Genomic DNA, 26422 nt, shown 5'->3' with positions numbered 1-26422 from the left:
ATTATAACAAATTTAAGCAATCTGCTTACATGTAAGGCAGGGAAAGGGTAAAACAAACGCCCTCGTCGGTGTTGGCCGCTTCGAGTTTTCCTTTCATGTTGCCCTCAATGATGGTCTTGCTCATGTACAACCCAATGCCCGTGCCTTGGGTTTCAAATTTGGTGGTAAAGTACGGCTCAAAAATCCGCTCCATAATACCCTCCTCAATAGCATCGCCGTTGTTGCACAAGGTGACGCGCACGCGCCCAGAGAGCGCTTTACATGTAAGGATGATGCGCGCTTCAAAAGGGCCGCGTTCGCGTTTGAGCAAAAGGGCATCTTTGGCGTTGGTGAGGATGTTGAGCACCACTTGTTTAAATTCGTTTTCGTACCCTACAATCTCGCACGCTTCACCCCTTACATGTAAGGTGATTTGATAGTGTGTAAATTGGTGTTTTACAATCTCCACGGCCCCTAGCAGCGCCTCTTTGACGCAAAAATGGGTTTTGTCTTTAGAGGGTTGGTAAAAGTTTCTAAAATCGTCGATGGTTTGGGACATGTACGCCACTTGCGCCTTGGCTTCGTCAGCGTATTTGCGCATGGAAGCTTCGTCTAACTTGCCCGCGACGAACAAGTCGCGCACGAAATGCAAGAGCAGTGAGATGTGATTAAGGGGTTGGCGCCACTGGTGGGCGATGGCGCCGAGCATCTCACCCATGGCGGCAAGCTTGCTTTGCTGGATGAGCAACTTCTCTTTTTCGCGGTTTTTGTGGACTTCTTCGGCAACCCTGCGGGAGAGCTCTTGTTCGCTTGCTTTGATGGCGGTGATGTCGTAAATGTAACCGTACAAGTCGGTCACTTTGCCAAAATCATCCCGCAAAAAAATGGCATGGGAAAAAACCCAACGGGGTTCGTGGGCTTTGGTGAGGATGCGGTAAGTGAGTGAAACAGAGCGCTTGCCTGTCGCGATGGCTTCGTGCACGCTGTGGCGCACCATGTCCCTATCCTCAGGGTCGATGATGTCGCGGTAGGTGAGCACCCCTTGAAGTAAGTCATCTTGGGTGTAGCCAAAGCGTTTGAGGCTTTTGGAGGCGAAGGTGAGGCTAAACGCGTCATCATTAAGCCACCGCAACAGCACGATGTGGCCCCCTTCGGTGAGCTTATGGGTGTCTTCGATGGCTTTTTCCATGCGCTTGCGCTCCACGATGGCCATGGTCATCATGAGCAAGCGTTCGGCCCGCCCTTCCTTGTCTTTAAAGAGTTTACCCCGTGCGAGTACCCAGCGATAGCGGCCGAGTTTGGTGCGCAAGCGGTACTCGCCCACAAAGTGTTCCCGCTTGCCTTCCATGTGCTCTTGCATGGTTTTGAGGATGCGTTCTTTGTCTTCGGGGTGGATGAGGTTTTGCCATTGTTCGTAGGAACGCACGTCTTCGCGGGTGTACCCAAGCATCCGCAGCCATGTGGGGGAAAAGAAGGTTTTGCCCGTTTGAAAGTTGGTGTCCCACAAGCCATCATTGGACGCCATGATGGCAAGCTCAAAGCGTTCTTTAAGGGCTTGGAGTTGGGCGTTGCGTCGCTCAAAACGGCGGTTGTAGGCCGCAAAAATGCCTTTGATAAACCCACTAAAGGTGAGGGATGCCCCTATCATGACCGCCGCGATAGCAACGATGAGCACGCCCCACATAAACCGTTGGTTGTTGAACCGCTGGGCGATTTCTTTGGTCTCAGGTGCCAAAGAGGAAGAAGCATGCACCCCCACGGCGAGGCGAAAACGGTTAAAGTCGTATAAAAACGGATGCTGTTTTTGGGTTTGCCAATGGCTACCCTTAAAGAGCTTTTTGGCTTCGGCGAGCCCAGGGACGTCCTTTGCCTCAGGGCTAGGCACCCAAGGATGGGTGGCATCAAAAAAGAGCTCTCTTTCGTAATCATACACCCAAAACCCGTACGCCCCTTGGTAGGAACTAATGGCGCGCTGGAGGGCTTCTTGGGTCAAAGAAGCCAGGCTGTTGACCGAGGAAAATGCCCCCACGTACCATGCGTTAAAAGGGATGGCTTGGAAATGGCTTAGCCAAATGGTTTGTTCGGGTTGGTTTTTCCAAATCATGGTGCTTTTTTCCCCTTGGGAGAGGATGTATTGGATGGTGAGTTGGGTGGAGCGGGGGTTGGTGAGGTTGTTGAAAATCAGCTCTTGAAGGGTGCGAATCTCTTCAAGGCCGTAGTTGGGCAGTAGGGTTTCTTGGTCAAGCACGGCAAAACGCACGCCGTGGCGGGATTCAAGGCGGGCTAAAAAAGGGAGCAATTCGGTGATGCCTAGCATGGATTCGGGCCTCTCAAGCCCCGCGATGACCCCTTGTAGGGTGTCGATGTGAGAGATAAGGTCAAGTTCTTTGGCACGAAAGTGCTGGGTGATGTCCCGCTGAACGTGGGCGATAAAATCTTCCAACGCCTTTTGGCGCTCAAAGTCAATGCGAAGGCTTTGGCGTTGGGCTAAAAGCCCCACTTCGTGCTCTTCTTGGGCGGAGAGGGTGAGGAGGGTGATTAAAAAAGCAAGCAGGGCAAAAAAGACAATAAACACCAAAGGAAGGTAGGTTAGCAGGTTTTCAATATCCCCAAGGCTATACCGTTTGCGCCGCATGTAGACTCCTTGGGGTATTGTAATACAACTAAAGCAAAGCAAACCTGAGAAGTGTGCTTAAGCGGAGTCTCTTTTTTGGGTCTTGATGGCGTGGTACGCTTCTTGGATTTGTTGAAACTTCAAGGTGCGCGCTAGGGCGTCGTGGTTATTGGCGGCAAAGTCGGGGTGGTGGGCTTTAGCCAGTTGCAAGTACCGTTGGCGAAGCTCATCAAGCTTGGCGGTGTGGGTGAGATTAAGGGTGCGGTAATGGTCTATGAGGGTGAGAGAATCGTCGGTTTCGTGGGCAAAAAAGGCTTCTAGTGCGCGCTTAGCCACGTCAAAAACAAGGGTCATACCAAAAAGAGAAGGGGTGGCAAGCAAGGCCGCGATGGCCGATTCAAGGGCGGAAGAGGGGGTTTTAAACACAAGGGTTTTTTGGGAAAAATCATGCACTAGCCCATGGGGTTTGAGCGTGTGCACAAGGTGCCAAAATAAAAAGGTTTCTTCATGGGGAAGCCTTACATGTAAGGCATTTTTCACCACCAAAAACACGATGTTCACCCGCTTGGTGGGGCACAAGGTTTTGACCACTTGCACCTTGATGGGTTTGTGGGCAGATTCGAGCAAGCGTTTTAAAAAACGGCTGTCGTGTTTGTGGGCATTTTTGGAACAGGTTTTGTAAAGTTCAAGCAAAAAAAGGCGGCGTTTGGTTTCATCACCTTTGACGGGAAGGTTGATTAAAACGGTGTTCACCCAAAAGGTTTTCTCAAAGGTGGCGCGGAGTTTTTGGGTGATTTCATGAAGCCACACGGAGCGTTCGGGAAGTTCCACAACCGTAGCATGTTTGGTTAAGCGTAGCCGCATTCCTCCTCCTTTTGCCGATAAGGTGTTAGCACACCTAAGCAAAAGGAGTTCCACTAAGAGGTGAGGGTGGAGAGTTCCGTTAAAATCCTTGCCGCCATCTTTGAAAGGGGTACTTGGGCGCTTAGGGCCCCCAGTTCGTAAGCCACCTTTGGCATGCCATAGACCACACAACTGGCCTCGTCTTGCCCTAGGGTGATGGCGCCCGTTTCGTGCAAGGCAAGAAGCCCGCGCGCCCCATCACTGCCCATGCCTGTTAAGAGCACACCGATGGCATTATCGCCCGCAGCTTTGGCTACAGAATTAAACAGTACGTCCACCGAAGGGCGGTGCCCTGAAACCTTTTTCCCTTCTCCTACTTCCACATAATACCGCGCTCCCGAACGGCGCAAGACCATGTGCTTGTCTCCTGGGGCGATGAAGACTTTGCCCACGCCTAGGGTGTCTCCGCTTTGGGCTTCTTTGACTTCCACGGCGCACAAGGCATTAAGGCGGGCGGCGAATTGTTTAGTAAAGGAGGCGGGCATGTGTTGGGCTACAAGCACACTAGGGGCGTTGGCAGGCAGGCGGATAAGCACTTCTTTAAGGGCTTCGGTACCGCCCGTGGAAGCGCCAATGGCAATGAGTTTTTGGGTGGTGGTGAAGCTTTGGTACAAAAGGCGCTCTTGGGGTTTTGGCGGGGCGAGTTTTGGGGCGACTTTTGCCCGCGCGGCCGCTTTGACTTTCATCAACAGTTCCGCTTCGATGGCGCTTTTGCCCTCGTACAAGTTTGAATGCACCTTGGGGATAAAATCCACCGCCCCTGCTTCAAGAGCATCAAGGGTGGTGCGCGCCCCTTGGGTGGTGAGTGAGGAGACCATCACCACGGGCGTGGGCATGTGTTTCATGAGTTTGCGCAAAAAGGTGATGCCATCCATGCGCGGCATTTCCACATCCAAACAGACCACGTCAGGTTTTTTGGCGACCATTTTGTCTCTGGCGATGTAGGCATCAGGCGCGGTGTCAACACTTTGTATGTCAGGGTCGCTTAGAAGAATCTCACTAAGCACCGCTCTGGCCGTAGCGCTATCGTCCACCACTAAAACATGCAGTCCCATTACTGTATGCCGGTGTATTTTAGAAGGATTTTGCCCGTGTCGCTTTGCATCATGATGCGGCGCCCTTGGGTGCCACCCACGTCTTGCGCGACGACTTTGATGTTGTGTTCGCGCAAGAGTTCTTTGGCGATGAGGATATTTTTGCGTCCAATCATCATCTCCTCTTGGCTCACATCAATCACATTAGCCCCGCCAAAAACTTTGGCGATGATGTTGCTTTTACAACAGCCCACATTGACCATGCTTTCAATGAGACGCGGGATGGAGATATTGCCGTATTTTGGACTTTGGAGGCCGTTTTCGTTCCACAGGGGCACAAGGTAGTGGTTCATCCCACCTATTTGCTCTATGGGGTCGTACAAACACACGGCCACACAAGAGCCCAGAACGGTGCTAATGTGCGTCGCCTTTACGCCAATGTAAATCTCTCCCACGTGAATAAATTTGGAAATGGGCATCAAAACTCCATCATCTCGTCTTCGTCAAACATGAACTCGTTGGAACCGTGGGCTTTAGAGATACTGATGTCTTCCTCGGAAACATAAGGGATAAACACCACAAACTGGGTCGCTTCCCCGCTGTGGGTGTTGTCGATGGTGCCATCCAATGCCTCGCACATGCCCCGTGCTACGCTTAGTCCAAGTCCAAGCCCCGCAGAAGCGCGGGTGTTGCCCGTTTCAAAATGCACAAACCGATTGTAGATTTCTTTGGTGTGGTCTTCACTGATGCCCTCGCCAAAGTTTTCTACCACTAGCGTGTAGCCTTGGTCGTTACATGTAAAGCGGACGGTGACGGGTTTGTTTTCGTAAGAAAATTCACACGCATTAGAAAGGAGGTTGAGTAAGATGAGGTGCATTTTGTGCGAATCACTAATAAGCGGCTTGGTGCAGTGGTTTTCAAGGCTTACATGTAAGCCTTTGTCGACAATGAGCAAGGTAAAATACTCTTTCATTTCTTCCACTAGCTCTTCAATGTCAATCTGATTGTAGTCGTTGGCAATCTCCCCGGCTTCGATTTCTGAGGCGGCAAAGATATTGCGCAGGCTAAAGTCCATCTTGAGTAAGTCGCGCTTTAAAAGTTCGCCCATGGCGCGCGCTTTGTCGAGGTTTTGGGCGCGTTGAAGCATGTCGGCGACACTTAAAAGGGAAGAGACAGGGTTGTTAAATTCGTTTTTGACCAAGGAGAGAAACTGGCTTTTGACCTCTTGGGCTTGCTTGCTTTTTTCGTTCATCTCCAAGAGTTTTTTGGTGAGAAATTCCATCTCTTCGATGGAGGATTGTTTCTCTTTAAAGCGGCGTTCTATCTCGCGCAGTAGCGCACTGTCATCTAGGGTTGCAATGTCCATTAGGCACCTCGTTTTTGGTAAATAGATGGCGCAAGGGAAGTGATGCGCGCATCTTGACGCGTAATCGACTCAGAATGGCCGATGAGAAAAAGCCCCTTGGGGGCAAGCACCGTTAAAAGGCGGTCAATCACTCCGTATTGGGTGGGTTTGTCAAAATAAATCATCACGTTGCGGCAAAAGACGAGGTCAAAGGGCTTGGAAAAAAGGCCATAATTGCCCGTGACAAGGTTGAAGGCCCGAAAAAGCACCATGGATTTTAAGCTCTCCTTAACCGTGTACATATCGCTCCCACTCTTGGTGAAATACCGCAACAATAACTGCTTGGGCATCCCTTCTAGCTCTTTGGCGCGGTACTGGCCTTTTTTGGCTTTAGTGAGGATTTCATAGGAAAGGTCGGTGGCGAGGATTTTGATGTCCCATGTTTCAAAATCGGGCAAGATTTCTTGCAAAAACATAGCGATGGTATAAGGCTCTTGACCCGAAGAGCACGCCGAAGACCAGATGCGTAAGCGCTTGGTTTTTCCGTAGGTTTTAGGAAGGTGTTTTTCCAAAAAATGCCACTGGCCCTCTTCGCGGAAAAAAGAGGTCACGTTGGTGGTGATAGCATCGGCTAAAAGGACGAGTTCGTGGGGATTTTCTTCCACGTGGGTGTAGAGGCTTTCAAAGTCTGAAAACCCAAGGCGTTGGGCCCATTTGCGCAGGCGGGTTTGCACCAGTGTTTTTTTACGATCGCTTAGGGCAATGCCAAATTCGCGGTAAATGAGTGCGCGAAATTTGGCAAAGGTTTTGGGCGAGAGCTCAAGGTTCACGCACTGCCTTCGTGGGGCAAAAACAACTCTTCGGTGTTAAGAATCAACGCGATTTCACCGTTGCCCATGATGGCACTTCCTGAAAACTCTTTAATGCTAGAAAGGGCCGGTCCTAGCGGTTTGATGACCACTTGTTGGCGCCCGATTAAATCATCAATCAGCAAGGCGTAGCGTCCTTTTTCACTCTCAACACACACTAAGGTTGACTCCCACGCAAGGGGGTGCGCCGTAGCGCGTTCAAGAATTTCACCCAAGCGTATGATGGGAATCATCTGACCGCGCAGGTCGATAAACTCCCCTTGGCCTTTGAAGGAGTGGACATTTTCTTTTTTGGGGATGAAAGACTCAATGACACTAAGGGTTGGAAGAATGTAGGTGTCTTTTTCACTGCGCACGAGCATCCCGTCGATGATGGCAAGGGTAAGGGGAAGTAAAATGGTAAAGGTGGAACCCTCTCCTTCCTTGGAGGCAATCTCGACCTTGCCGTTGAGCTTCTCGATAGAAGAGCGTACCACGTCTAGCCCCACACCGCGTCCTGAAATGTCGCTAATTTGCGCGGCAGTGGAGAAGCCCGCTTGCATGATGAGGCCAAAGATTTGCGCGTCACTGAGTTCTTCTTCGGGCGTAATGATGCCCCGTTCAATGGCTTTGGCTAAGACGCGCTCTTTGTTGATGCCGCGCCCATCGTCGGTGATTTCAATGGCGATATTTCCGCCACGGTGGTACGCCCGCAAGGTGACGGTGCCGATGGCGCTTTTGCGTTTGGCGGCGCGCGCAGCTGCGTCGTCTTCGATGCCGTGGTCAATGGCGTTGCGCATGAGGTGAATAAGAGGGTCAGAGAGCGCATCGATCATGGTTTTATCAATCTCCGTATCGCCCCCTTCGATGATGAGTGAAATCTCTTTGTTGACCTTTTTAGACGCATCGCGGGCCACCCGTTTCATCTTTTCAAAGGTTTCTTGGATGGGTACCATGCGCAGGCTCATGACGCGGTTTTGGATGAGTTTGGTGATTTTGGAGAGCACATTGATGGTCTTGGTGATGCTTTCGTTTTTCATGGCCATAATGGCTTCATTTTCGGCTAAGAAATTTTGCGCGATGACCAATTCCCCGATGGAATCAAACAATTCATCCAGCTTAAGCGTGTCGATTTTTACAAAGGACTGGGCGTCGTTTTTTCGACGGGTGAGCGGTTGTCCTGCGGGGGTTGCTGCTTCGTCCTCTTGGCGGCGTCCGTAGTTTATCTCTTCTTGAACGATAGGTTTAGGCGGGATTTTGTCGCTTTTAGCAACGCATGCAATAGCATATTCGTGCTCTTCAAGGTATTCAAAAACCTCTTGGATGCTCTCTTGGGGTTGTTTAGAGGCAAGGTAGAGGTTGATGCTTCCAATGTAGGCGTGTTCAGGGTTAAACACTTCAAGGGAAGGCACAGGGGCCATGTCCCAGTAGGATTCCAAGATAGTGCCTTCTTTGGAGAGGAGACCTAAAAATTTGATGTGGTCAAACCCGCGAAAGTAAATATCACTGTCAAGAGTAAGTGTGATGTTGTACAAATACTCCTCTTCAAGAAGCTTGCGCGCTAGGGCGGTGATATCCGCCTTTACCACAGGGGCTAGAGGCGTATCTGCGGGCGTAAAGTCCTCAAATTCTTCCCCTAGGTCAAGGCCGCAGGGCGCTAAGTCTTCCTCAAGATACTCTTCTAGCGGCGCTTTGGTGGGGACTAAGAGGGCTTTGATGGCATCAAGGCAGGTGTGGTAGCCTTCTGGTAAATCCGAGATGTCGTCCACTTCTACGAACATGACTTCTTTGATCACATCCACCGCTTGCAAAAAGGTGTCGATGGCGTCGCTGGTGATGGACGCATCGTGGCTTCGGTAGAAATCAAGCACATCTTCAAAATGGTGCACAAACTCTCCCAGACGGGAAAACCCAAAGGAGTTGGCACTGCCTTTGAGGGTGTGCACGCCCCGAAAGAGTTCGTTTAAAAGCTCTTTGTCGGAAGGGTCTTCTTCAAAATTGATGATATCCACGTCCAGTTTTTCAATGATTTCGTTGGCTTCTTCGATAAAAATATCGCGCAGTTTATTGATGTCCATTAGCGTACCCAGTGTAAGGTGCCAAAGGTGCCAAGCTCAACGCTTGGCCCATCGATGAGAGGGATGCTAAGCGAAGGTTTAGCCCGTTTGATGGCAAAAAGCAACGCGTATAACGCGGAGGTTTGCACGTCTTCTTTTTCGCCCAATACGGCAATCTCTTCAATATACTCTAGGCGCGTTTTGACAAAGTTGGCAAGTTCTGCCACATCATCTAGTCCCATGTCGGTGTCAATCTCTAAGACGTCGCCATCAATGGTCATGCTTTCTCCTTTGGTGCGTTGGCGCCTTACATGTAAAGGGTTACATGTAAGGCAAAGAAGGGTTAGAATTCTTTTAAATCGTCTTCATCCAAAGGAAATACATCCTCATCATTGCGGCGTTTTGGCGCACTTTTGTGCGGGATTTTGGCCGCAGGTTTTGCTAAGGCTTTTTTGACTTTTTTGGGGGTGTTGGTGGCGTATTCTTGGATATATCCCACCATACGGGCGATGACGCTAACGGTTTCTTTCATGGAGTGGGCTTGGGCGTTGAGCTCTTCACTCGCCGCGGCCGCCTCTTCACTCGTTGCGGCGTTTTGTTGAGTGATTTGGTCAATCTCGCTCATGGCGATAGCGATTTGGTTCATGCCCTCGCTTTGCTCTTTGGCGGAGATAGAAACTTCGCTAATGAGGTTAGAAGTTTTTTCAATCTTTTGCAAGATGTCTTCAAAGGCGTCGCTGGTCTCTTTGGAAATGGCGGAGCCATTTTTGGCTTGGATGATGGCCTCTTCGATGATAGTGGCCGTTTCGGTGGCTGCGTCTGCGGAGCGTTGGGCCAAGGATTTAACTTCATCAGCCACCACCGCAAAGCCTAGACCGTGCTCTCCTGCACGGGCGGCTTCCACAGCGGCATTGAGGGCCAAAAGCTTGGTTTGAGAGGCGATTTCATCGATGGTTTTGATGATTTTAGAGATGCGCTCACTGGAGTGGTTGATGGATTGCATGGCCTTCATGAGCTCATCGCCCTTGGCGTAGCCTTTTTGCGCGGCCGCTTTGGTCTCTTTGGCCAGAATGTCCGCTTCGCGGGTGTTTTCAGAATTTTGGGTGTTGATGGAAGTGGACTCTTCAATGGTCGCACTCACTTCTTCCACGCTGCTGGCTTGTCGGCTTGCCCCTTCGGCCAAAGAGGTGGACGAATCGGCGATTTCATTGGACGCGCTAAGGACTTGGTCGTTGGCTTCTACTAAGCTTCTAATGGCCGCGGTGATGGCCGAAACAATGCTTCGGATGATTAAAAAGGCAATGAGGATACTAGCAAGCAAGGCCACAATCAATCCAATAACCATCGCCATGGAAGAGAAATTCAAAGAGTCGGTGGATTCCTTAGAGAGATAGTCGACATTTTCTAACCCTATGTCCACCACTCCTTCTGCCGCCGCGATGACTTCATTGGCCAAACGAATACGCAAATCGTTTTCTGTGGCGGTGGCTTCCATGACTGCGAGTAACTCTTTAAGGCCTTGTTCGTAAGTGAGTGCGCTTGTTTGGATGGTTTTTAAAATAGCCAAGGTTTGCGCGTCGCGGGTAGTGCTTTGCATCTCTTGAACGATGCGGAAGATGTCAGGGAAGATAGCTATGGCGCTTTGTACCATGGTGGTGTCGTTGCGGGCTTGGGCGCGTTGGCCAAGGGTGCGGATGTTGGCCACAAGACCTGAGAGTTCGTTGGTGAGTAAAATGCTATCAATGCGGCTTAAGCTTCTCTCTGCCGTGATGGCACTGCCTTCTTGCGCTTGGTTTTGACGAAGGGTTTGGGCAAAGCCGTTGATGTTGTCCATGAGTGCAGGGGCTGCGGCTACTAGGTTTTGGTCGCTGAGTTGTTTGCGCTGCAAGATTTTTTCACTGCGTTCCACCGAAGCCATGTACTGGGATGCTGCGGTAGTGGCAACCTTTTGTTTTTCAAGTAAAGCAGGAAGGGCATACTTTTTACCAAGGGCTTCCGCCTCTAGGAGGTATTTTTGAAGGTCAGCGTACTGTTTTTTGGCGCTTTCTAACGCCGTGACATCATCCCGCATGGTAAAGCCGCGGATATCGTAGCGCATTTGGTTTGCGCTTTGAAAGATGTGACTTGCTAGCGTGACTTCAGGGACATACACTTCCGAGAGTCTTTCGGAGTTGTTGGCGGCTTTGTTCATGTTGTATACGCCACTTGAGCCAAGGGCGAGCGTAATGAGGACTAGAATCGTAAACCCTAGGCCAATCTGTTTTCCAAGTGTCATATTTCCCATGTTATTGCTCCTGTTTTTTTTCAATACTGGTAATGTCAATGAGTTCATCGGTTTCAAAAATGCGCTTGAGGTTCAAAATCATGATGACGTGGTTTTGAACTTCGGCAACATTTTCGATAAAAGAAGTGTCCACGTGGGTGCCAAAGCGAGGGGCTTCGGTGAGGTTGGTGGTGCTAATGGAGAGCACATCTTCCACGCGGTCAACGATAAAACCAATCAGCACCCCGTCGATGGCGTTGATGATGATGGCGGTATTTACATCGTGGGGTTTTTCTGGCAAGCCAAACTTTAACCGCACGTCAATGACGGGAATCACCGCACCTCGCAGGTTAATCACCCCTTTGATGTAAGAGGGTGTTTTGGGCACAGCCGTAATGTTCATCGAGGCGATAATCTCTTTGACACTGGTGATGTTAAGCCCGTACTGTTCTTCACCGATAAAAAAAGTCAGGTAACGGTTGACGTGCGCGTCGGCGTTTTTTTTGAGTGTTGCGTTCATGTTACAATCCCAACACCATGGAAACGGCTTTGACGAGCTTCTCGTTGCTAAAAGGCTTCACCAACCATCCTGTAACCCCGATGGCTTTGCCTCTGGCTTTCATCTCAGCAGAACTCTCGGTGGTGAGGATAAGGATGGGTTTATGCTTAAAACTTGGGTTTTGTTTGAGTATATTGGCAAGGTCAAGACCGTTGAGTTGAGGCATGTTAATGTCACTGATGAGCATGTCATAATCCTCTTTCCCGCTTTCAAGTGCCTCTAAAAGCTCGGCGGGGTTGAGGTAGGTTTTCATGAGTACTTTACCACTGCTTTCGAGTTCGTCCATTGCCATTTGGGCGGTTGCTAGGATGGTTTTTGAATCATCCACCAAAATCACTGTTTTGGCCATACTGTTCTCCTCATATGCCGTGCGGGTTGGCTCTTTTTGGCATTATTGTTACGCTGGGTAAATTCTAGTCTCCATGAGCTTAAAAGCGGGTATAAAACCCCCAAAAAAGGCCCCAAAAAGGACGGTGGCTAGAAAAACTCTAAATCATCTCCTTCGTCGATGGTTTTGTTTTCAAATAAGGCTTCGATTTGCATGCATGAACTCAGCAATGAAGCATCAAGGTAGTGAATATTAATGGCCTCTTGAGTGATAAAAATCTGGTTTCTCCACTCGCTAAGGTCATGCAACAAGTGCAATAATAAGGTGGCCAGTTGTTGGGCTTTGAGGGGTTCAAGCATTTGTCCGCAAAGGCTTCGTAAAAAGGCAAGCAAGGAAGAGATGCCAAAGGCCAAATGGGCAAAATCGCTTAAAAGTTCTAGCGTTTCATGGTAGGTGGCAAAGTGGCGGCACACTTCTTCTAGGTGGTGCGCATCAGGCGTGTCCTCAAAGGCGATAAGCGCCGTGTCTAGGAGGTATTCAAGGTTTTCTAGGGCCTCGATTTTGGGCAAAAAGGAGACGGCGGTGGTGTCGACGTATTCCCGTGCGTTCATGCCGTTTTCATGGGTCTTTGAAAGAATATTTTTTGCCTCTTTATCAATCACAAGAGACCCCTGAGAGGCCAAGGTGTGTCGGGGGAGTTCAAAATGCACGGTATCATCGCCTAAGAGGTAAGTGGCGTGGGGCAAGTGGCGTTGTAAGATGGAGGTAAGGATTTTTTCTTTAATCGCCCCCGAGCCGCGCAACGTAAGGTAAAAGGCAGTGTCGCTTTCTTCAAAAATAAGCTCATAGGGACGGTGAATCTTTAATAGCCACAATCCAAGGCCGTACGAAACCCGCACCACATCACTTTGTCCCACACAAGGGTCACTTAGGGCAAAATCCCAAAACTCTGCTAGCACCTCTTCGCTTAAGGCGTAAAACGTCAGTTTGCGGTGGTATACCGCGCGGGTAAAGGGGTTAAGAGGTAAGGGATTATGGACGGGTTTTTTACGCAAATGAATGATATTGAGGTAGTTGCGAATGCGCTGTAAAAACAGCTTAGGTTGGATGGGTTTAGTAAGGTAATCTTCCGCCCCGGCCTCAAAAATACGGTGCTGGGACTCTTGGTCTTCAAGGGCGCTCAGGGCGATAATCATGCACTTGGGCGCACTTTGCTTAATCTGTGCCGTAGCTTGGATGCCGTCCATCACAGGCATCATGATGTCCATGAAAATCAAATCAACGGGCGTGTTTTGGCAAAATTCCACCGCCTCTAAGCCATTTTTCGCCTCAAAGATACGAATCTCTTGCAGCTCTTCTAGCAACAGTTCCAAACTTAGGCGGTTGTTTTCATTATCATCCACAATCAAAATGCGTGTCACACAGCGTCCTTTAGTGTTTTTTTCAAGCAAAAATCCAATCCACCCAGTGTTTTGGAGGTGTTAAGTTCGTAGGTAAAGCCTAAGTCTTTGCACAGGTATTTCACAAAGGTCAACCCCACGCCCGTGCTGCCCGCGCAGTCTTTGTTGACAAGGTTGCCGTCTTGTTCAAACAGGTTAAACACCGCTTCTTTGTCGCGAATGCCTGGGCCATTGTCTTCTACATGTAAAGCCCATTGTTCTTCTTCAATCCCAAGGTTAAGGGAAATTTTACCATGAGAATAGCGGATAGCATTGGAGAGGATGTTGCTCACGATTTGTTTAAAGCGGTATTCGTCGGTGCGAAGCAAGGAATGGGAAGGGGGAAGCGTGGAAAGGTACAAGTTGTTACCATCTATCTCCACCCTTTTTTCTCTGGCAAGGGGGCGTTGGTCTTCTAAGACAGAACAGATGGAGGCAAGAGAATTAAAAGCACTTTTGGTGTAGGTGAGCTTTTTGGAACGCAAACGGCTGAGTTCCAAGATTTGGGTGACGTGATCGAGCATTTTAACCGCGGCAGTATCGATGCGTTTAAGGAGATTAAGCACTTTTTCTTTAGGGATGGCATCAAGGTCTTCTTCGTGCCGCAGGAGGTATTGGGAGAAGTTAATGATGGCATTAAGAGGGGTTTTAAGCTCGTGGGTAAAGAGGATTAAAAAATCATCTTTGGCTTTGGAAATTTCTTCTTGTTGTTTTTGTTTGATTTTTTGGGCGTGCATGGCCCGTTGAAGAAGTAAAAAATCGGTGATGTCGCGCCGGATGGAGATGTATTCAATCACCCTGCCTGTTTCGGGGGAAATGAGGGGAATGATGGTGGTTTCCATCCACGAATCAGAACCGTCTTTATTTCTAACCAACAGGCGCTCGCGCCAGATTTTACCCTCTTTAATCGTGCTCCACATGTCTTTATAAAGCGCGTTGCCATTGTCGGGATGGTAGAGGATATTGTGGGTTTTTCCAAGGGCTTCTTCGGGGGTAAAGCCCGTGACCTTGGTGAAATTGGCGTTAATGTAGGTGATGGAATCGTTAAGGTCAGATTTTGAAACGACAGAATCGTTTAAAAGCGCATCAAAATAGTGCAAATTCACATACTCTTTAAGAGAAAGGTTTGCTGTGATGGTCTTTTTATCGTCTTCGGGTCGAAACATTTCCCTTCCTTCGTGAGCGTGTTGTGGGACGATGGTGTGCAGTTGACGTGGTGTGATAATACCATAACTTGTGGGAAAAATAACGGAAATATAACACAGTTGCGGCATACATGTAAAAGAAAAAAGCGCTTACATGTAAAGGATTAGCATTTTGTGGGGGGAGGGCATCCCTCCCCAAGATTAGGTCTTAAACTGAGAAAGTTTGGCGTTGAGGGTTTCGCTCATACTGCTTAAATGGTTCGCCGCACTGCTCATCTCTTCAACACTGCGGGCATTTTCTCCCGAGAGGGTGTTGATTTGACTAATGGTGTCAATGACACCCTTGACCTTTTCACCACTTTGGACGTAATCATTCACCGTCACTTCGCTCATAGTGATGGCTTTTTTCATCACTTCGGCCATTTGGGATATTTTCCCTTCGACGGTTTGAGAAACAGAAGCGAGCTCTTCTACTTTTTTAGCATTGGTGTTCATACCCTCGCTAGATTCGGTGATGGATTGAACGATGACATTGATGGTGGCATTAATTTCGGTGAGAGATTTTTGCGTACGCTCGGCCAGTTTGCGTACTTCATCGGCGACGACAGCAAAGCCACGGCCATGTTCTCCCGCACGCGCCGCTTCGATGGCGGCATTAAGGGCAAGCAAGTTGGTTTGTTCGGCAATGTCAGAGATGACAGTGAGGATGTCTTTCACTTGGCTAGCTTCGCTGCTAAGGTGCTCAATGCGCCGCGCCATTTCGATTTCGGTGTGGGCGCTGTGTTGGATTTCGCTGTTAAGGTGCAAGATGGAAGTGTTGGCCTCGCCGATGTAACCAAGGGCTTTGGAGAGCTCTTCTTTGTTGGTTTTGGCTTTCTCGATGGAGGTTTGCATTTCATTGCGAATGAGTTTGGATTGTTCGGTGGTGGTGCTCACAAGGTGGGTGGTTTCCTCAACCCGTTTGCCCGTTTGCATGGTGGTGGAGGAAAATTCGTTAGCGATGGAGGAATTTTCGCTAGAAACAGATTTGATTTCACTGATGGTATTGCGTACTTTTTCGATGAAATGGTTAATTTGCTCACTCACTTGCGCTACTTCATCTTCGCCTTTGAAGGCCATTTTGCGGGTTAAATCCCCTTCCCCTGAGGCGATGTCTTTCACATTGTCGCGCAACGCGTTCAACGGTTTTGCAATCATGCGGTCCGCCAAGAAGGTGTTGATAATAACCAACAAGAGCGTCAAGATAACGGTACCAACAATGAGGGTTCTTTCGATTTCATTGGCCATTTCCATAAGCTCATCAACATTGGCACTGGCGACTAAAACCCAATTGAGTGGCTCAAAAGCAGAGACGCTGTAAATTTTATCGACCCCATTGAATGTGTCTTCAAAACTGGTGCCAATGTGCGCCATTATTTTGGCATGAATGGGCGTCTCATCGGATTTTTTACCCTCAAGGGTTGGGTGAATTTCGAAAAGATTGGAGCGTGTGTTGACAACAGTATAATACCCGCCCTCTCCAATGCGCAGGTCTTTGAGCGTTTGCTTGACGTCGCGGAGGGTTTTGGTTAGGTCATACCCAATAAACAAGATTCCGATGAGTTCTTTATCGGGACTGTAGATGGGGGAGTAGCGGGTCATGTAGTCTTTGCCAAAAAGACGGGCAATGCCCACATAAGTTTCCCCTTTCATGATGGGTGCATATGCAGGGCTATTTTTCCCCAAAAAGGTTCCCATGGCGCGCTCATCGTTTTCTTTGCGCAGTGAAGTTGTGATGCGTAAAAAATCATCCCCCACTTTGGCAAATACGGTAGCGACAGCTCCGCTACCTGCGGTGAAATTATCTACAGCAGTGAATTCGTTGTTGAGAATGACAGGACCGTTAATCATCGCGGGCACGTCGATTCCTGCCACAGGAACGTTCATGGTTTTGACTTGATTAAAATGGTTGTACCTTCCAAAGGACTGTTCTAGCATGCTGTAGAGAATATTGGTGCTGCTGAGGCTTTCGTTGTAAAACACTTCGAGCATTTTATTGGCCATGGAGATGTTTTCGTTGATGTCATTTTTGGCATCTTCTAAAAGGTGGGTCTTTAGGGTGGAGTTTAGGTAGATAACGTTGCCTCCCATGGCAAGTCCTAGCACAAGCGCGAGCACCAAGGAGATTTTCCCCCCGATGGTTTTGAAGTAGTTCACATATTTCTCCTGCGGAACAATGATGATATTTTTGAAAAAGTATACCCTAAATGATAAGCATATGACAAGACCAAAATGACGGCAGGATGGGAAAAACAAGGCTTTTGGGACATTTTGTAAAGAAGTGTGTGGGGGGTGTGAGGAATTTTCCTCACACCCTAAGGATTAGAGTTCGTGAATGAGCTCTTCTTCGGCTTTGGCAATCATCGCAAACTCTTCTTCGGCGGTTTTGGCAACCAAATGGTGTTTGCTGTAAAGGAAAAAGTAAAGTGCTCCAATCACGTAAAGCACCAAGGTGTAGTTAAAGGCCCTTGGGTCAAAGGCGTACACTCCAGTAAGGGCGATGAGGGACAACACAAGCGCGATACCTGAGGTAACAATGCCACCAGGGGTTTTATAGGGGCGTTTCATGTCGGGCTGTTTGATTCTTAAGAGAATGTGGCTTAAGGACATGAGCGCATAGGAGATGGTTGCGCCCACTACGGCCATGGCAAGCATCAAGTCCCCTTCTCCTGTCAAGGAAGCAAAAAATCCCAACACCCCAGGGATGATGAGTGCCCACAAGGGGGTTTTGCGTTTGCTTGTTAGGGACAAAAACGGGGGCAAATACCCCGCACGCGAGAGGGCAAAAACAAGCCGGCTGTAGCCGTAGATGATGGAGAAAAAAGAGGCGATGAGGCCGGCTAGGGCCAAGACATTAACAAGGGTGGCAAGCTTGTGTTGCCCGACCACATTAAGCGCGTCCACTAAGGGCACCGCACTTTGGCCTATCATCTGTGCGCCACTCGCTCCTGCGAGTAAAAACACCACCAATACGGCTGTAAAAAGCAAAAAGACCATGGCGCCGATGATGCCTTTAGGGACATCTTTAGCAGGGTCTTTGGCTTCTTCTGCGGCCAAAGGCACACCCTCGACGGCTAAAAATAACCACATAGCAAAAGGCAACGCCGCCCACACGCCATGCCAGCCCAGTGGCAAGAAGGTAGTCGCGCCCGCCACCGCTTCGGAAGGGGCGATGTCAAACAAATTGGCAACGTTAAACTCCCCGATGAGTGCCACCGCGGTGGCCAAGATAGCAAACACCGCAAAGGCGCTAATGACCATCATAGTTTTAAGCGCTTCTCCCGCTCCCAACACGTGAATACCGATAAAAACAAGGTAAAACAAAGCGTACACCACAGGCCCGTTGATTCCCAAAAGAGACTCCGTTGCCGCCCCAATAAAAATCACAATAGCCGCGGGGGCAAGGGCGTATTCGATAAGAATAGCTAGGCCTGTTAAGTACCCACCCGCTGGTCCCATGACCTGTCTGGCAAAACTGTATCCGCCTCCTGCGGCGGGAATGGCCGCTGACATTTCGGCTAAAGAGAGGACCAAGAAAAGGTACATCACGCCCATGAGAAGTGACGCGATTAAAAAGCCGCCCCATCCTGCTTGGGCAATCCCAAAGTTCCATCCCGCGAAATCGCCAGAGATAACGTAGGAGACGCCAAGGCCTGCTAAGAGTAGCCATCCTGCTGTGCCGCGTTTGAGCTGGCGTTTGGCCAAATACTCTTCGCTTACACCTGTGCCAATTGCTGTTTTCATGTTTTTTTATCCTTTTAGTGTAGTAGAAAGTTTTTTTCTTGTGTTAGGGTTAGGGTTTCTTCTTGCGCTCTTTCTTTGATAGCAACCCCCGAGAGCTGCAATCTTTGGGATTCTTTTAGCAAATAAAGCGTTTTTTTCGCTGCCTCCTCGTGGCGTAATCCTTCCTTGCGAATGTTAGAGATGCAATTTCTGCGCGCATCGTTGAGGCCGACTTTTGGCCCGTAGGTTAAGTACAATCCCATGCTATCAGGAGAACTAAGCCCGGGGCGTTCGCCAATAAGCACGATGACACTCTTTGCCCGCAAACGCTCCCCGATGTCATCCCCAATGGCCACCCTGCCTTGTTGGACGAGGCTAAAAGGAGCGAGTAGCCATGGGTAGGGTTCTTTGGCAAGCAAGGTGGTGAGCGCGCGGATAAAAGGCAGGGCGTTTTCATGGATGGCAAGGGAAGAGAGCCCATCTGCCACCACAATGGCAAGATCCCATTCTTCCTCTTTAGGGTACGCATCCAAAGCCTTTGCAGACGCCTCATCTAACCTTCGCCCAAGGTCGGGGCGTTGAAGGTAATGGTTTCGGGTTTGGGCCCTTGAGTGCAACAACAAGGGTGAAACCCCCTCTTGTAACAGCCCTTGCACACCACTTTTTCCCAAAAGCCTTGTGTCTAAGGGCAAGCGTGCGAACCCCTCTTGCAAGGCGTCTACATGTAAGGGTAAATGCACGGCATCACGGGCCTTGGCGTGGGCGAGTTGAAAGGCTAAGAGTTCGTGGGTAGGCACGCTGATGCCCGCGCGCCCAAGGCCGATGCGCGCATCGGTATAGGCCCTGAGTGCTGACCAAGGGTTAGGGATAACGGTGTCGTTCATTGTGCTCGTCCTAAGAGTTTGGAGAGAGGTTTAGCAAAAAGTGGTGGCACGTGGGAGTTAAGTAAAAAACCGTCCATGCTTTTAAAGACTTCCATCTTAAGAAGCCACGCTTCAAATTCGGGTGAGGGGGCAAGACCTAGCACCCGCCTGATGTACAGAGCATCGTGAAAAGAGGTGGTTTGGTAGTTGAGCATGATGTCATCTGAACCTGGAATGCCCATGATGAAATTAATCCCCGCAACCCCCAAGAGTGTGAGTAAGTTGTCCATGTCGTTTTGGTCGGCCTGCGCATGGTTGGTGTAGCAAATGTCGCAGCCCATGGGGATGCCCAACAGCTTGCCGCAAAAGTGGTCCTCAAGGCCCGCGCGGGTGATTTCTTTGCCATCATACAAGTACTCAGGCCCGATGAATCCGACGACGGTGTTGACGAGCAACGGGTTAAATTTTCGCGCTACCGCGTAAGCTCTGGCTTCGCAGGTTTGTTGGTCTACTCCAAAGTTTGCATTGGCCGAGAGGGCGCTTCCTTGGCCGGTTTCAAAGTACATGACATTGTTGCCCACCGTGCCACGGTTTAGGGAAAGGGCAGCGTCTTGGGCTTCTTTTAAGGTGGCGAGGTTAAAACCAAAGCTTTCGTTGGTGGCTTGTGTGCCGCCGATAGATTGAAAGACCAAATCCACGGGCGCCCCTTTTTCGATGGCTTCGATGGTGTTGGTCACGTGGGTTAGGATGCACGATTGGGTGGGGATTTCGTACTTTTGAATCACTTCATCAAGGAGGTTGAGCAAGGTGATGGCTTGGGTGACATTGTCTGTTGCGGGGTTGATGCCAATAACCGCGTCTCCGTTGCCATAGAGCAATCCGTCTAAAATACTCGCGGCAATGCCCATGATTGCATCGGTGGGGTGGTTGGGTTGCAACCTAGTGGAAAGGCGACCTCGAAGCCCGATGGTGTTGCGAAAAGCGGTGATGACTTCGCATTTTTTAGCCACCATGATGAGTTCTTGATTGCGCATAATCTTGCTCACTGCGGCGACCATTTCAGGTGTAAGCCCTTTTTGAAGGGCACACAAAACCTCAGGGGTCGCAGCATCACTTAAAAGCCAGTTGCGAAATTCCCCCACGCTCAAAGATGAGATGGGCGCAAAGGCTTTTGTGTCGTGTTCATCAAAAATGAGCCGTGTGACTTCATCGCTCTCGTAAGGAACAAGGGCAGTTTGAAGGAAGGTTTGGAGGGGGACTTCACTGAGGCACATTTGCGCGATGACGCGCTCTTCTTCGCAGCGCGCGCCCACCCCTGCTAGGATATCTCCTGAGCGTTTGGGAGTTGCTTTTGCCATGAGTTCTTTTAAATCGTTGAAACAATAGGTCGTATTTTTGTACATGAACGTATAGTCGCGAGACATTGTTCTCATCCTTTGATTAAGAAGAGAATCCTAACACGAAAAAGATGCTATTTTGATGGAGTTGTTGTATGTTTTTTATGCAGTTTAGTGGCTAAAAAGAGGTTACATGTAAGGAAAATTACTCTTTTCCTTACATGAAGAACATTATCGGGAAAGGGCAAAACCGATGCTGATGCGGTTGGTGAGTTTGTCGTAGTCAATCAAGCTTTCGCCGTAGCCGTAGTAGTATTGGATAAAGCCAAAAACACCCGAATCTGACACAGGAAAGCTCCACTCCAGGTTCATCCCGCTTCGGTTATCAGAGCTGCTGAGGTTGTTGGTAAAGGTGCCTTTAAATAAATTTTTCCCCCACGGGTACATTACTGTCAAATCGCCATAGCCCAGGTAGTGGTGAATGTTAGGGTTGTCATCACCGCGCGCGCTATTGGAATTGCTCCGCTCGGATTCCCTGATACGGTACCATACTCGTGGCGAGATAAATATGCCGCCTGCTTGTAAAAAGGTGCTTGCATAGAGGCGATCCCACGAGCGCGACTCGTGCCCATCTTTGCCATTGGATGCGTGTAAGTAGCCAAACTTAAACCCTTTGATGGCGCTTGCTTTTTCTTTGTAAGGAACCGTTACAAAGAGTTCAGGTTGGTAATTGGTTTCGCGAAAAGGCGAAGAATCTTGTAAAATCTGCCACCATGAAACTTGCGTGTAGCCAAAGGAATAACTCTCATCAAGTCCTAGCCAATCGTGTGCTAGCTCTTTTTGAAAACTAAATTGAAATTTGGTTTCGGTCTGTTTTCGCCCTTTATAATCACGCCCGTTGTAGCTTAGGGGCAACAGGTAATTGCTTTGGTAGGGCATGAGGCCAAAGGTGCCTGAGAGCATTTGTAAAATGGTTTTTTGAGAGTCTTTGTCTTCGTACGGGTCTAGGTATGTGTTGTAAAGCTTGGCGCGTTCGTACTGACGAACATAAGGGGGCATTTCTTGCAAGGTGCTCTCAAGGGGAGAGGTGATGGCAGGCAAGTCATCAGGCAGTGCCTCAGGAGGGGCATTGGGCGTTGTCTCTTGTGCCGCGAGGGCGGCCTTTTTGTACCATTCCATAGCGTTTTGGATGTCTCCTTTGGCTTCGTAGGCACGCGCAGTTTCAAGCATGTGGGAGAGAGGTTGGGCAAAAAGAGGGGAGATGAGCATAAGAACATACAATAAGCGCATGATTTTTCCTTAAATGTGAGAGGGAGTATACTCCACAGTAGTGTAAAAAGAACTTGAATTAGGGTATTTCTTTAGGGAGTTTGTAAGCATCTTCTAAGGGTCCTGTGATGAAATTTCCTTGCGTATCAAGCAAGATGACAACGTTTTCTCCCACAAAAAATCGCACATTTTGCTCTTCTTCGAGGGTGATGATGGGCGCGGCTACGTCCCATGAAAAATACCCCTCAGAGGTGTAGGTGATGGGAGATTGTCCCCTGTATAGGTTTTCTAAGGTGTAACGTCCATCCGAGTGGAGCTCTAAACGAGTATGAACGCCAGAGGGAAGGGTGCCTTGGTAAACCCCTGCCCAGGCCAGTGGGTTTTGACTGGTGTGGGCAGGGACGCCAAGGCGCACATTGGCGCACCCCGCAAAACCCAATAGAAGAAACAATACCCAAACGTTACGCATAAATTTAGTACGCGTAATCCACCACTTTGGTTTGGGTGTTGATGGATTTTAAAAACTGTACTACTTCTACATGTACAGGGTCAACGGCGTAGCGTGCCAAGTCCTCTTTAGTGTAAAAATCCGTAATCAACGCCAAATCAAAAGCCCGCTCTTCAGGGCTGAAGTTCACGCCCACTTCCATGTGGCTTAGGTAGGGAATCTTGTCTTGCATGCTCATGATGCGCGCTTTGACCACCTCTTTATTGGCAGGGGAATTGTCTTCAAGTTTAAAAAAAACGATGTGTTTGACCATGGGTTGCTCCTTTTTGGTGTAGCATAACACAAGAAAGTTAAAGCTTCCCGTAAACCTACAGCGCCGCTTCGTATTCGTGGGGGTGGTTGAGGTTGGTAAAGGGGGCAGTGTGCTCAAAATCCACATACACCGCGTTGGCGTGTTCTAGCAAGATGCCTAGCTTGTGGTCGCCTTGGCGGGCTAAGGTGTTAGCAAGGGGGGCAAGGGAGCTGTGGTAGAGGCCGCACAGGGGGTGGCGGGTGTGCGGGTCGCGGGGGATGAGGGCTTTTGCGCCGCTTTTTTGCGCCGCTTCCCAGAGGGTTTTAATGTGCTCTTTTTCCACAAAAGGAGCGTCCACACTGAGGCAAAAGACGTAGGTGTCGGTGAAGTGTTCTAGCACCGAAGCCAGAGCGACCATAGGCGAAAAACTCTCTTGTTCGGCGTCTAGGATGAGCGAAAACTCCCCGTTAAATTTGTCGGTTTTGGTGCTTACATGTAAGGAATCAAACAGCGGCAGAAGGCGGAAAACTTGGTAGTGGGTGAGGGTAGGGTGTCCGCGAAAGGGGAGCAAGGATTTGTCTTGCCCCATACGCGAACTTTTTCCCCCAGCGATGATGACGCAGGGGAAAGGAAACATTATTATAAATCCCTTGGGTCGGCGATTTTCCCCGCGATGGCTGAAGCTGCTGCCACGGCGGAGTTGGCCAGATAAATCTCGCTCGTGCGGTCTCCCATGCGGCCGACAAAGTTGCGGTTGGTGGTGGCCACGCAACGCTCTCCTTTGCCCAAAATGCCCATGTAGCCCCCAAGGCATGCGCCGCAGGTGGGGTTGGAAAACACGCCTCCTGCTTCGATGAAGATGTCCACGAGACCTTCTTTTTGGGCTTGTTGGGCGATTTTTTGGGTCGCTGGGGTGATGATGAGGCGGGTTTTGCGCGCCACGCGTTTGCCCTTTAAAATCTCCGCGGCGATGCGTAGGTCACTGATGCGTCCGTTGGTGCAACTACCGATGAAGACTTGGTCGATGGCCAAATCGTCTTTGACCGCTTGGCGCACACTTTTGCCGTTGCTAGGCAAGAACGGGTAGGCGATAACAGGGTCAAGTTTGCTCACGTCTACTTCGATGGTTTGCACATAGGTCGCGTCAGCGTCGGAGTAAAAATACTTGGGCTGGCGGGGCAAGGTTTTGTCCGCTAAAAAGGCTTTGGTGATGGCATCTGCGGCGATGATGCCGTTTTTGGCTCCCGCTTCGATGGCCATGTTGCACAAACTAAAGCGGTCGTCCATGCCCAAATGCCCAATGGCGTCGCCCATGAATTCAAGGCTTTTGTACAGCGCACCGTCCACGCCGATTTGGCGGATGATTTCAAGGATGAGGTCTTTGCCGTAAATGTGCTGACCGGGTTTTCCGGTAAAGACCACGCGGATGGCTTCGGGCACTTTAAACCAGTTGCGTCCTGTAATCATCGCATAGGCCAAATCCGTCGAACCCATGCCGGTGGCAAAGGTGCCAAGGGCGCCGTGGGTACAGGTGTGGCTGTCGGCGCCGATGATGACATCTCCTGGGACAATGAGCCCCTTTTCAGGCAAGAGGGCGTGTTCGATGCCCATGTCTTTTTCGTCAAAATAGTGCTTCAAGTCGTGCTTGTAGGCAAACTCACGGCTGATTTTGGCTTGGTTGGCACTGGCGATGTCTTTGGCGGGAATGTAGTGGTCCATGACGATGGAAAAGCCATCGGGATTGGCCAGTTTCGTCGCACCGCTTTCTTCAAATGCGCGGATGGAGATGGGCGTGGTGATGTCGTTGCCGATGACCATGTCGATGGGGCTTTGGACGATTTGGCCAGCTTTTGCTTCAAGGCCACAGTGGTCGGAAAAGATTTTTTCGGTGATGGTTTGTTGCATGGGAACCTCGTTAATGGCGATGCGCGTGCCTAGTGTCTCTCATTCGGGAGCGTTGCGTTTTTTCCTACGGAGCGCTAAAGCGGTGTCTTTGGATGGCAAAACTCGGCTACGCCTCAAACAGTTGCCATCCATCCCAAGGGACCAGACACCCCTTTAGCTAAAAACGCAAATCCCTGCTTCGTGCCACTAGGCACACGGTTTAAATTGGGGTCGATTCTAGCAAAGTTTGGTTTAAAAGCGGGTATAATCGCGTTAAAACCCTCAATATAACTTTGCAGACGCGACGAGATTGTCGGATTTGTCCAAGAGAAGGATGTATAAAAAGTGAAACAGTACCAATTAGAACAACTTGCCCAGTATCTCTCTCAATTTCGTAAAATCCACGCTATCGAGCGGGTGGATGATATGGTCATCAAGGTAGTCTTTGACCGCCATGAACCGTTCTTTTTTGACCTGCGTCGCGGGGACGCCCATGTGTTTATGTGCGAAGAGTTTAAACGCGCCAAGGTGTATGGTGCTCCTTTTGATGTGTTGCTAAGAAAGTATTTTGCCAAGGGGATGCTTTTACATGTAGAGGTGCCTAAAAACAACCGCATTTTACGCTTACATGTAAGCACTTCTAGCCAGTACAAGGCCAGCGAATACGTGTTGCAGTTGGAGTTTACGGGGCGCAATACCAATGTCATCATTTTAGATACCCAAAACATCGTCCAAGAAGCGTTGCGGCATATTGACGCGAGTGTTTCCTTTCGTTCGGTCAAGGTCGGGGAGCCTTTGTTGGCACTTCCCCCGCGCGAATTTTCTGAAACCAAAGCCCCCTTTGTGTTGCCCGAGGCGTTAAAAGAAGCCTACGAGGAACGCAACAGCGCGAGGCTTGCTCAGGCCATTTCCCTTAAAAAAGCGCAATTGGCGAAAAAACTAGAGCGGTTTCGCGCCCATTTAGCAAAACTTGAAAGCGAAGAAACCTTGGAAGCAAAAGCCCAAGGGCTGTACCACGAAGGCGCTTTGGTCTTGGCAAATTTGCACCGCATTCCGCCTTATGCGACACAGGTGGAGGTGGAAGATTTTGAACAAAAGCCTTACACGCTCACCCTTCCTGCGGCAGCACGAACGCCCCAAGAAGCGGCCAATCTGCTCTTTTCTCAGGCCAAAAAACTGCGCCAAAAAGCCAGCTCTTTGCACATCGAACGGGAAAATTTGGAAGGCAAGATTGCCTTTTGGGAGCGCCTTGAGGGGGTGATTGGGCGCACGAAAAGCGTGGAAGAGCTTGCTATTTTATTGCCCAAGCAAACCCACGCTAAAAAAGCCCAGAGAGAAAACCTTTCTTATGAGAGTTTTTACATGGAAGGTTATAAAATCATGGTGGGAAAAAACGAAAAAGGTAACATTACCTTACTAAAAGAGGCCAAAAAAAGCGATGTGTGGTTACATGTAAAGGATATGCCCTCTTCGCATGTTATTATTCGGACAGATAAACAAAATGTACCTCCCCAAGTGCTTGCATTTGCAGCAAAGCTGTGCGTAGAATTTAGCCAGACTCAAGGGGGAAATTATTTGGTCGATTATACACCCAGACGAAATGTCAAAATGGTGCAAGGTGCCCTCGTGCATTATGTGGAGTATCAGACGTTAACCGTCACAAAGGAGTAGTCCATGGCCGTGACCCCGATTGGTGGAATGGTGTACGCGAACCAAAGTATCCCCGCAGCTGCAGCAAAACAGATGGATTTTCAAACGCGCATGGAAGCACAAAACCTCGCCGCTGGCGTAGCCGCCAACGAAAAAGACAAAGAAGTGCAAGCGGTGCGTCCCACGGAAGAAACCCATAAAATCGACCCTGAAAGAGAGCACGAACAAAAGAAAAAAGACCAAGAAGCAGGCGCTGATGAAAGCCAAGTGTTTCGCAAAAAACACGAAGAGGAGGAGGATGATCCCCTACCCCCACCCCCACGCCTTTTGGACATCACTATTTAGCACTATTTCCACGCTTGATTTCAACAGCCTCCTCGTGTGCTTTTAGCAAACCCTCACC

General features: G+C 49.5%; 24 protein-coding genes. 2 read left to right on the top strand and 22 right to left on the bottom strand.

Annotated features, from left to right (window positions below; genetic code table 11):
* Positions 1-25: 25 nt before the first annotated feature.
* The 22 genes from AC5SLM_RS08830 to AC5SLM_RS08725 form a co-directional block, all read right to left on the bottom strand.
* Positions 26-2614: a PAS domain-containing sensor histidine kinase gene (locus AC5SLM_RS08830; RefSeq protein ID WP_495250584.1), complete on the bottom strand. Its 2589-nt coding sequence runs from the start codon at positions 2612-2614 to the stop codon at positions 26-28.
* Between the two features lie 57 nt (positions 2615-2671).
* Positions 2672-3457 (bottom strand): J domain-containing protein, encoded by a 786-nt coding sequence (locus tag AC5SLM_RS08825; RefSeq protein WP_495250583.1) that lies wholly within the window; start codon positions 3455-3457, stop codon positions 2672-2674.
* A 53-nt stretch (positions 3458-3510) separates the two neighbouring features.
* A complete protein-coding gene (locus AC5SLM_RS08820) occupies positions 3511-4551 on the bottom strand; it encodes a protein-glutamate methylesterase/protein-glutamine glutaminase (protein ID WP_495250582.1) in 1041 nt (346 codons plus the stop codon).
* Positions 4551-5009: a chemotaxis protein CheD gene (locus tag AC5SLM_RS08815; RefSeq protein ID WP_495250581.1), complete on the bottom strand. Its 459-nt coding sequence runs from the start codon at positions 5007-5009 to the stop codon at positions 4551-4553. The genes AC5SLM_RS08820 and AC5SLM_RS08815 overlap by 1 nt, the downstream gene beginning before the upstream one ends.
* Positions 5009-5896 carry a sensor histidine kinase gene (locus AC5SLM_RS08810; protein ID WP_495250580.1) on the bottom strand — a complete coding sequence of 296 codons (888 nt, stop codon included), beginning with the start codon at positions 5894-5896 and terminating at the stop codon, positions 5009-5011. The genes AC5SLM_RS08815 and AC5SLM_RS08810 overlap by 1 nt, the downstream gene beginning before the upstream one ends.
* Positions 5896-6705 carry a CheR family methyltransferase gene (locus AC5SLM_RS08805; protein WP_495250579.1) on the bottom strand — a complete coding sequence of 270 codons (810 nt, stop codon included), beginning with the start codon at positions 6703-6705 and terminating at the stop codon, positions 5896-5898. Before AC5SLM_RS08805 ends, AC5SLM_RS08810 begins: the two co-directional genes overlap by 1 nt.
* Positions 6702-8801: a chemotaxis protein CheA gene (locus AC5SLM_RS08800; RefSeq protein ID WP_495250578.1), complete on the bottom strand. Its 2100-nt coding sequence runs from the start codon at positions 8799-8801 to the stop codon at positions 6702-6704. The genes AC5SLM_RS08805 and AC5SLM_RS08800 overlap by 4 nt, the downstream gene beginning before the upstream one ends.
* Positions 8801-9061 carry a hypothetical protein gene (locus tag AC5SLM_RS08795; RefSeq protein ID WP_495250577.1) on the bottom strand — a complete coding sequence of 87 codons (261 nt, stop codon included), beginning with the start codon at positions 9059-9061 and terminating at the stop codon, positions 8801-8803. The genes AC5SLM_RS08800 and AC5SLM_RS08795 overlap by 1 nt, the downstream gene beginning before the upstream one ends.
* Positions 9062-9123: 62 nt before the next feature.
* A complete protein-coding gene (locus AC5SLM_RS08790; protein WP_495250576.1) occupies positions 9124-11064 on the bottom strand; it encodes a methyl-accepting chemotaxis protein in 1941 nt (646 codons plus the stop codon).
* A gap of 1 nt (position 11065) precedes the next feature.
* Positions 11066-11563, bottom strand: a complete 498-nt coding sequence (locus AC5SLM_RS08785; RefSeq protein WP_495250575.1) for a chemotaxis protein CheW — start codon at positions 11561-11563, stop codon at positions 11066-11068.
* 1 nt (position 11564) lies between these two features.
* The gene (locus tag AC5SLM_RS08780; protein ID WP_495250574.1) at positions 11565-11951 is read right to left on the bottom strand and encodes a response regulator; all 387 of its coding nucleotides are present in this window, start codon (positions 11949-11951) and stop codon (positions 11565-11567) included.
* A 128-nt stretch (positions 11952-12079) separates the two neighbouring features.
* Positions 12080-13351: a response regulator gene (locus AC5SLM_RS08775; protein WP_495250573.1), complete on the bottom strand. Its 1272-nt coding sequence runs from the start codon at positions 13349-13351 to the stop codon at positions 12080-12082.
* Positions 13348-14535 (bottom strand): PAS domain-containing sensor histidine kinase, encoded by a 1188-nt coding sequence (locus AC5SLM_RS08770; protein WP_495250572.1) that lies wholly within the window; start codon positions 14533-14535, stop codon positions 13348-13350. Before AC5SLM_RS08770 ends, AC5SLM_RS08775 begins: the two co-directional genes overlap by 4 nt.
* 180 nt (positions 14536-14715) lie before the next feature.
* Positions 14716-16710 (bottom strand): methyl-accepting chemotaxis protein, encoded by a 1995-nt coding sequence (locus AC5SLM_RS08765; protein WP_495250571.1) that lies wholly within the window; start codon positions 16708-16710, stop codon positions 14716-14718.
* A 165-nt stretch (positions 16711-16875) separates the two neighbouring features.
* Positions 16876-18297 (bottom strand): ethanolamine permease, encoded by a 1422-nt coding sequence (gene eat / locus AC5SLM_RS08760; RefSeq protein WP_495250570.1) that lies wholly within the window; start codon positions 18295-18297, stop codon positions 16876-16878.
* A 14-nt stretch (positions 18298-18311) separates the two neighbouring features.
* Complete coding sequence (gene eutC / locus AC5SLM_RS08755) at positions 18312-19160, bottom strand: ethanolamine ammonia-lyase subunit EutC (protein WP_495250569.1); 849 nt, start codon at positions 19158-19160, stop codon at positions 18312-18314.
* Positions 19157-20563, bottom strand: coding sequence for an ethanolamine ammonia-lyase subunit EutB (locus tag AC5SLM_RS08750; RefSeq protein WP_495250568.1), 1407 nt, complete (start codon positions 20561-20563; stop codon positions 19157-19159). The genes eutC and AC5SLM_RS08750 overlap by 4 nt, the downstream gene beginning before the upstream one ends.
* A 144-nt stretch (positions 20564-20707) precedes the next feature.
* Positions 20708-21766 carry a phospholipase A gene (locus AC5SLM_RS08745; protein ID WP_495250567.1) on the bottom strand — a complete coding sequence of 353 codons (1059 nt, stop codon included), beginning with the start codon at positions 21764-21766 and terminating at the stop codon, positions 20708-20710.
* Positions 21767-21824: 58 nt separating this feature from the next.
* The gene (locus tag AC5SLM_RS08740) at positions 21825-22196 is read right to left on the bottom strand and encodes a copper resistance protein NlpE (protein WP_495250566.1); all 372 of its coding nucleotides are present in this window, start codon (positions 22194-22196) and stop codon (positions 21825-21827) included.
* 22 nt (positions 22197-22218) lie between these two features.
* Positions 22219-22506: a Dabb family protein gene (locus AC5SLM_RS08735; protein WP_495250565.1), complete on the bottom strand. Its 288-nt coding sequence runs from the start codon at positions 22504-22506 to the stop codon at positions 22219-22221.
* A 55-nt stretch (positions 22507-22561) separates the two neighbouring features.
* On the bottom strand, positions 22562-23122 hold the full coding sequence (locus AC5SLM_RS08730) for an NTP transferase domain-containing protein (protein WP_495250564.1): 561 nt from the start codon (positions 23120-23122) through the stop codon (positions 22562-22564).
* A gap of 2 nt (positions 23123-23124) precedes the next feature.
* The gene (locus AC5SLM_RS08725; protein WP_495250563.1) at positions 23125-24390 is read right to left on the bottom strand and encodes a 3-isopropylmalate dehydratase large subunit; all 1266 of its coding nucleotides are present in this window, start codon (positions 24388-24390) and stop codon (positions 23125-23127) included.
* 324 nt (positions 24391-24714) lie between these two features.
* Between AC5SLM_RS08725 and AC5SLM_RS08720 the strand changes: the two genes are divergently transcribed.
* Together AC5SLM_RS08720 and AC5SLM_RS08715 are read left to right on the top strand one after the other, a co-directional pair.
* Positions 24715-26040, top strand: coding sequence for an NFACT RNA binding domain-containing protein (locus AC5SLM_RS08720; protein ID WP_495250562.1), 1326 nt, complete (start codon positions 24715-24717; stop codon positions 26038-26040).
* A 3-nt stretch (positions 26041-26043) separates the two neighbouring features.
* Positions 26044-26364, top strand: a complete 321-nt coding sequence (locus tag AC5SLM_RS08715) for a hypothetical protein (protein WP_495250561.1) — start codon at positions 26044-26046, stop codon at positions 26362-26364.
* Positions 26365-26422 lie beyond the last annotated feature (58 nt).

The organism is Sulfurospirillum sp. HTRB-L1 (assembly GCF_059415125.1).
The sequence above is the reverse complement of the archived record's forward strand: the minus strand, read 5'-3'. Positions and strand labels throughout refer to the sequence as shown.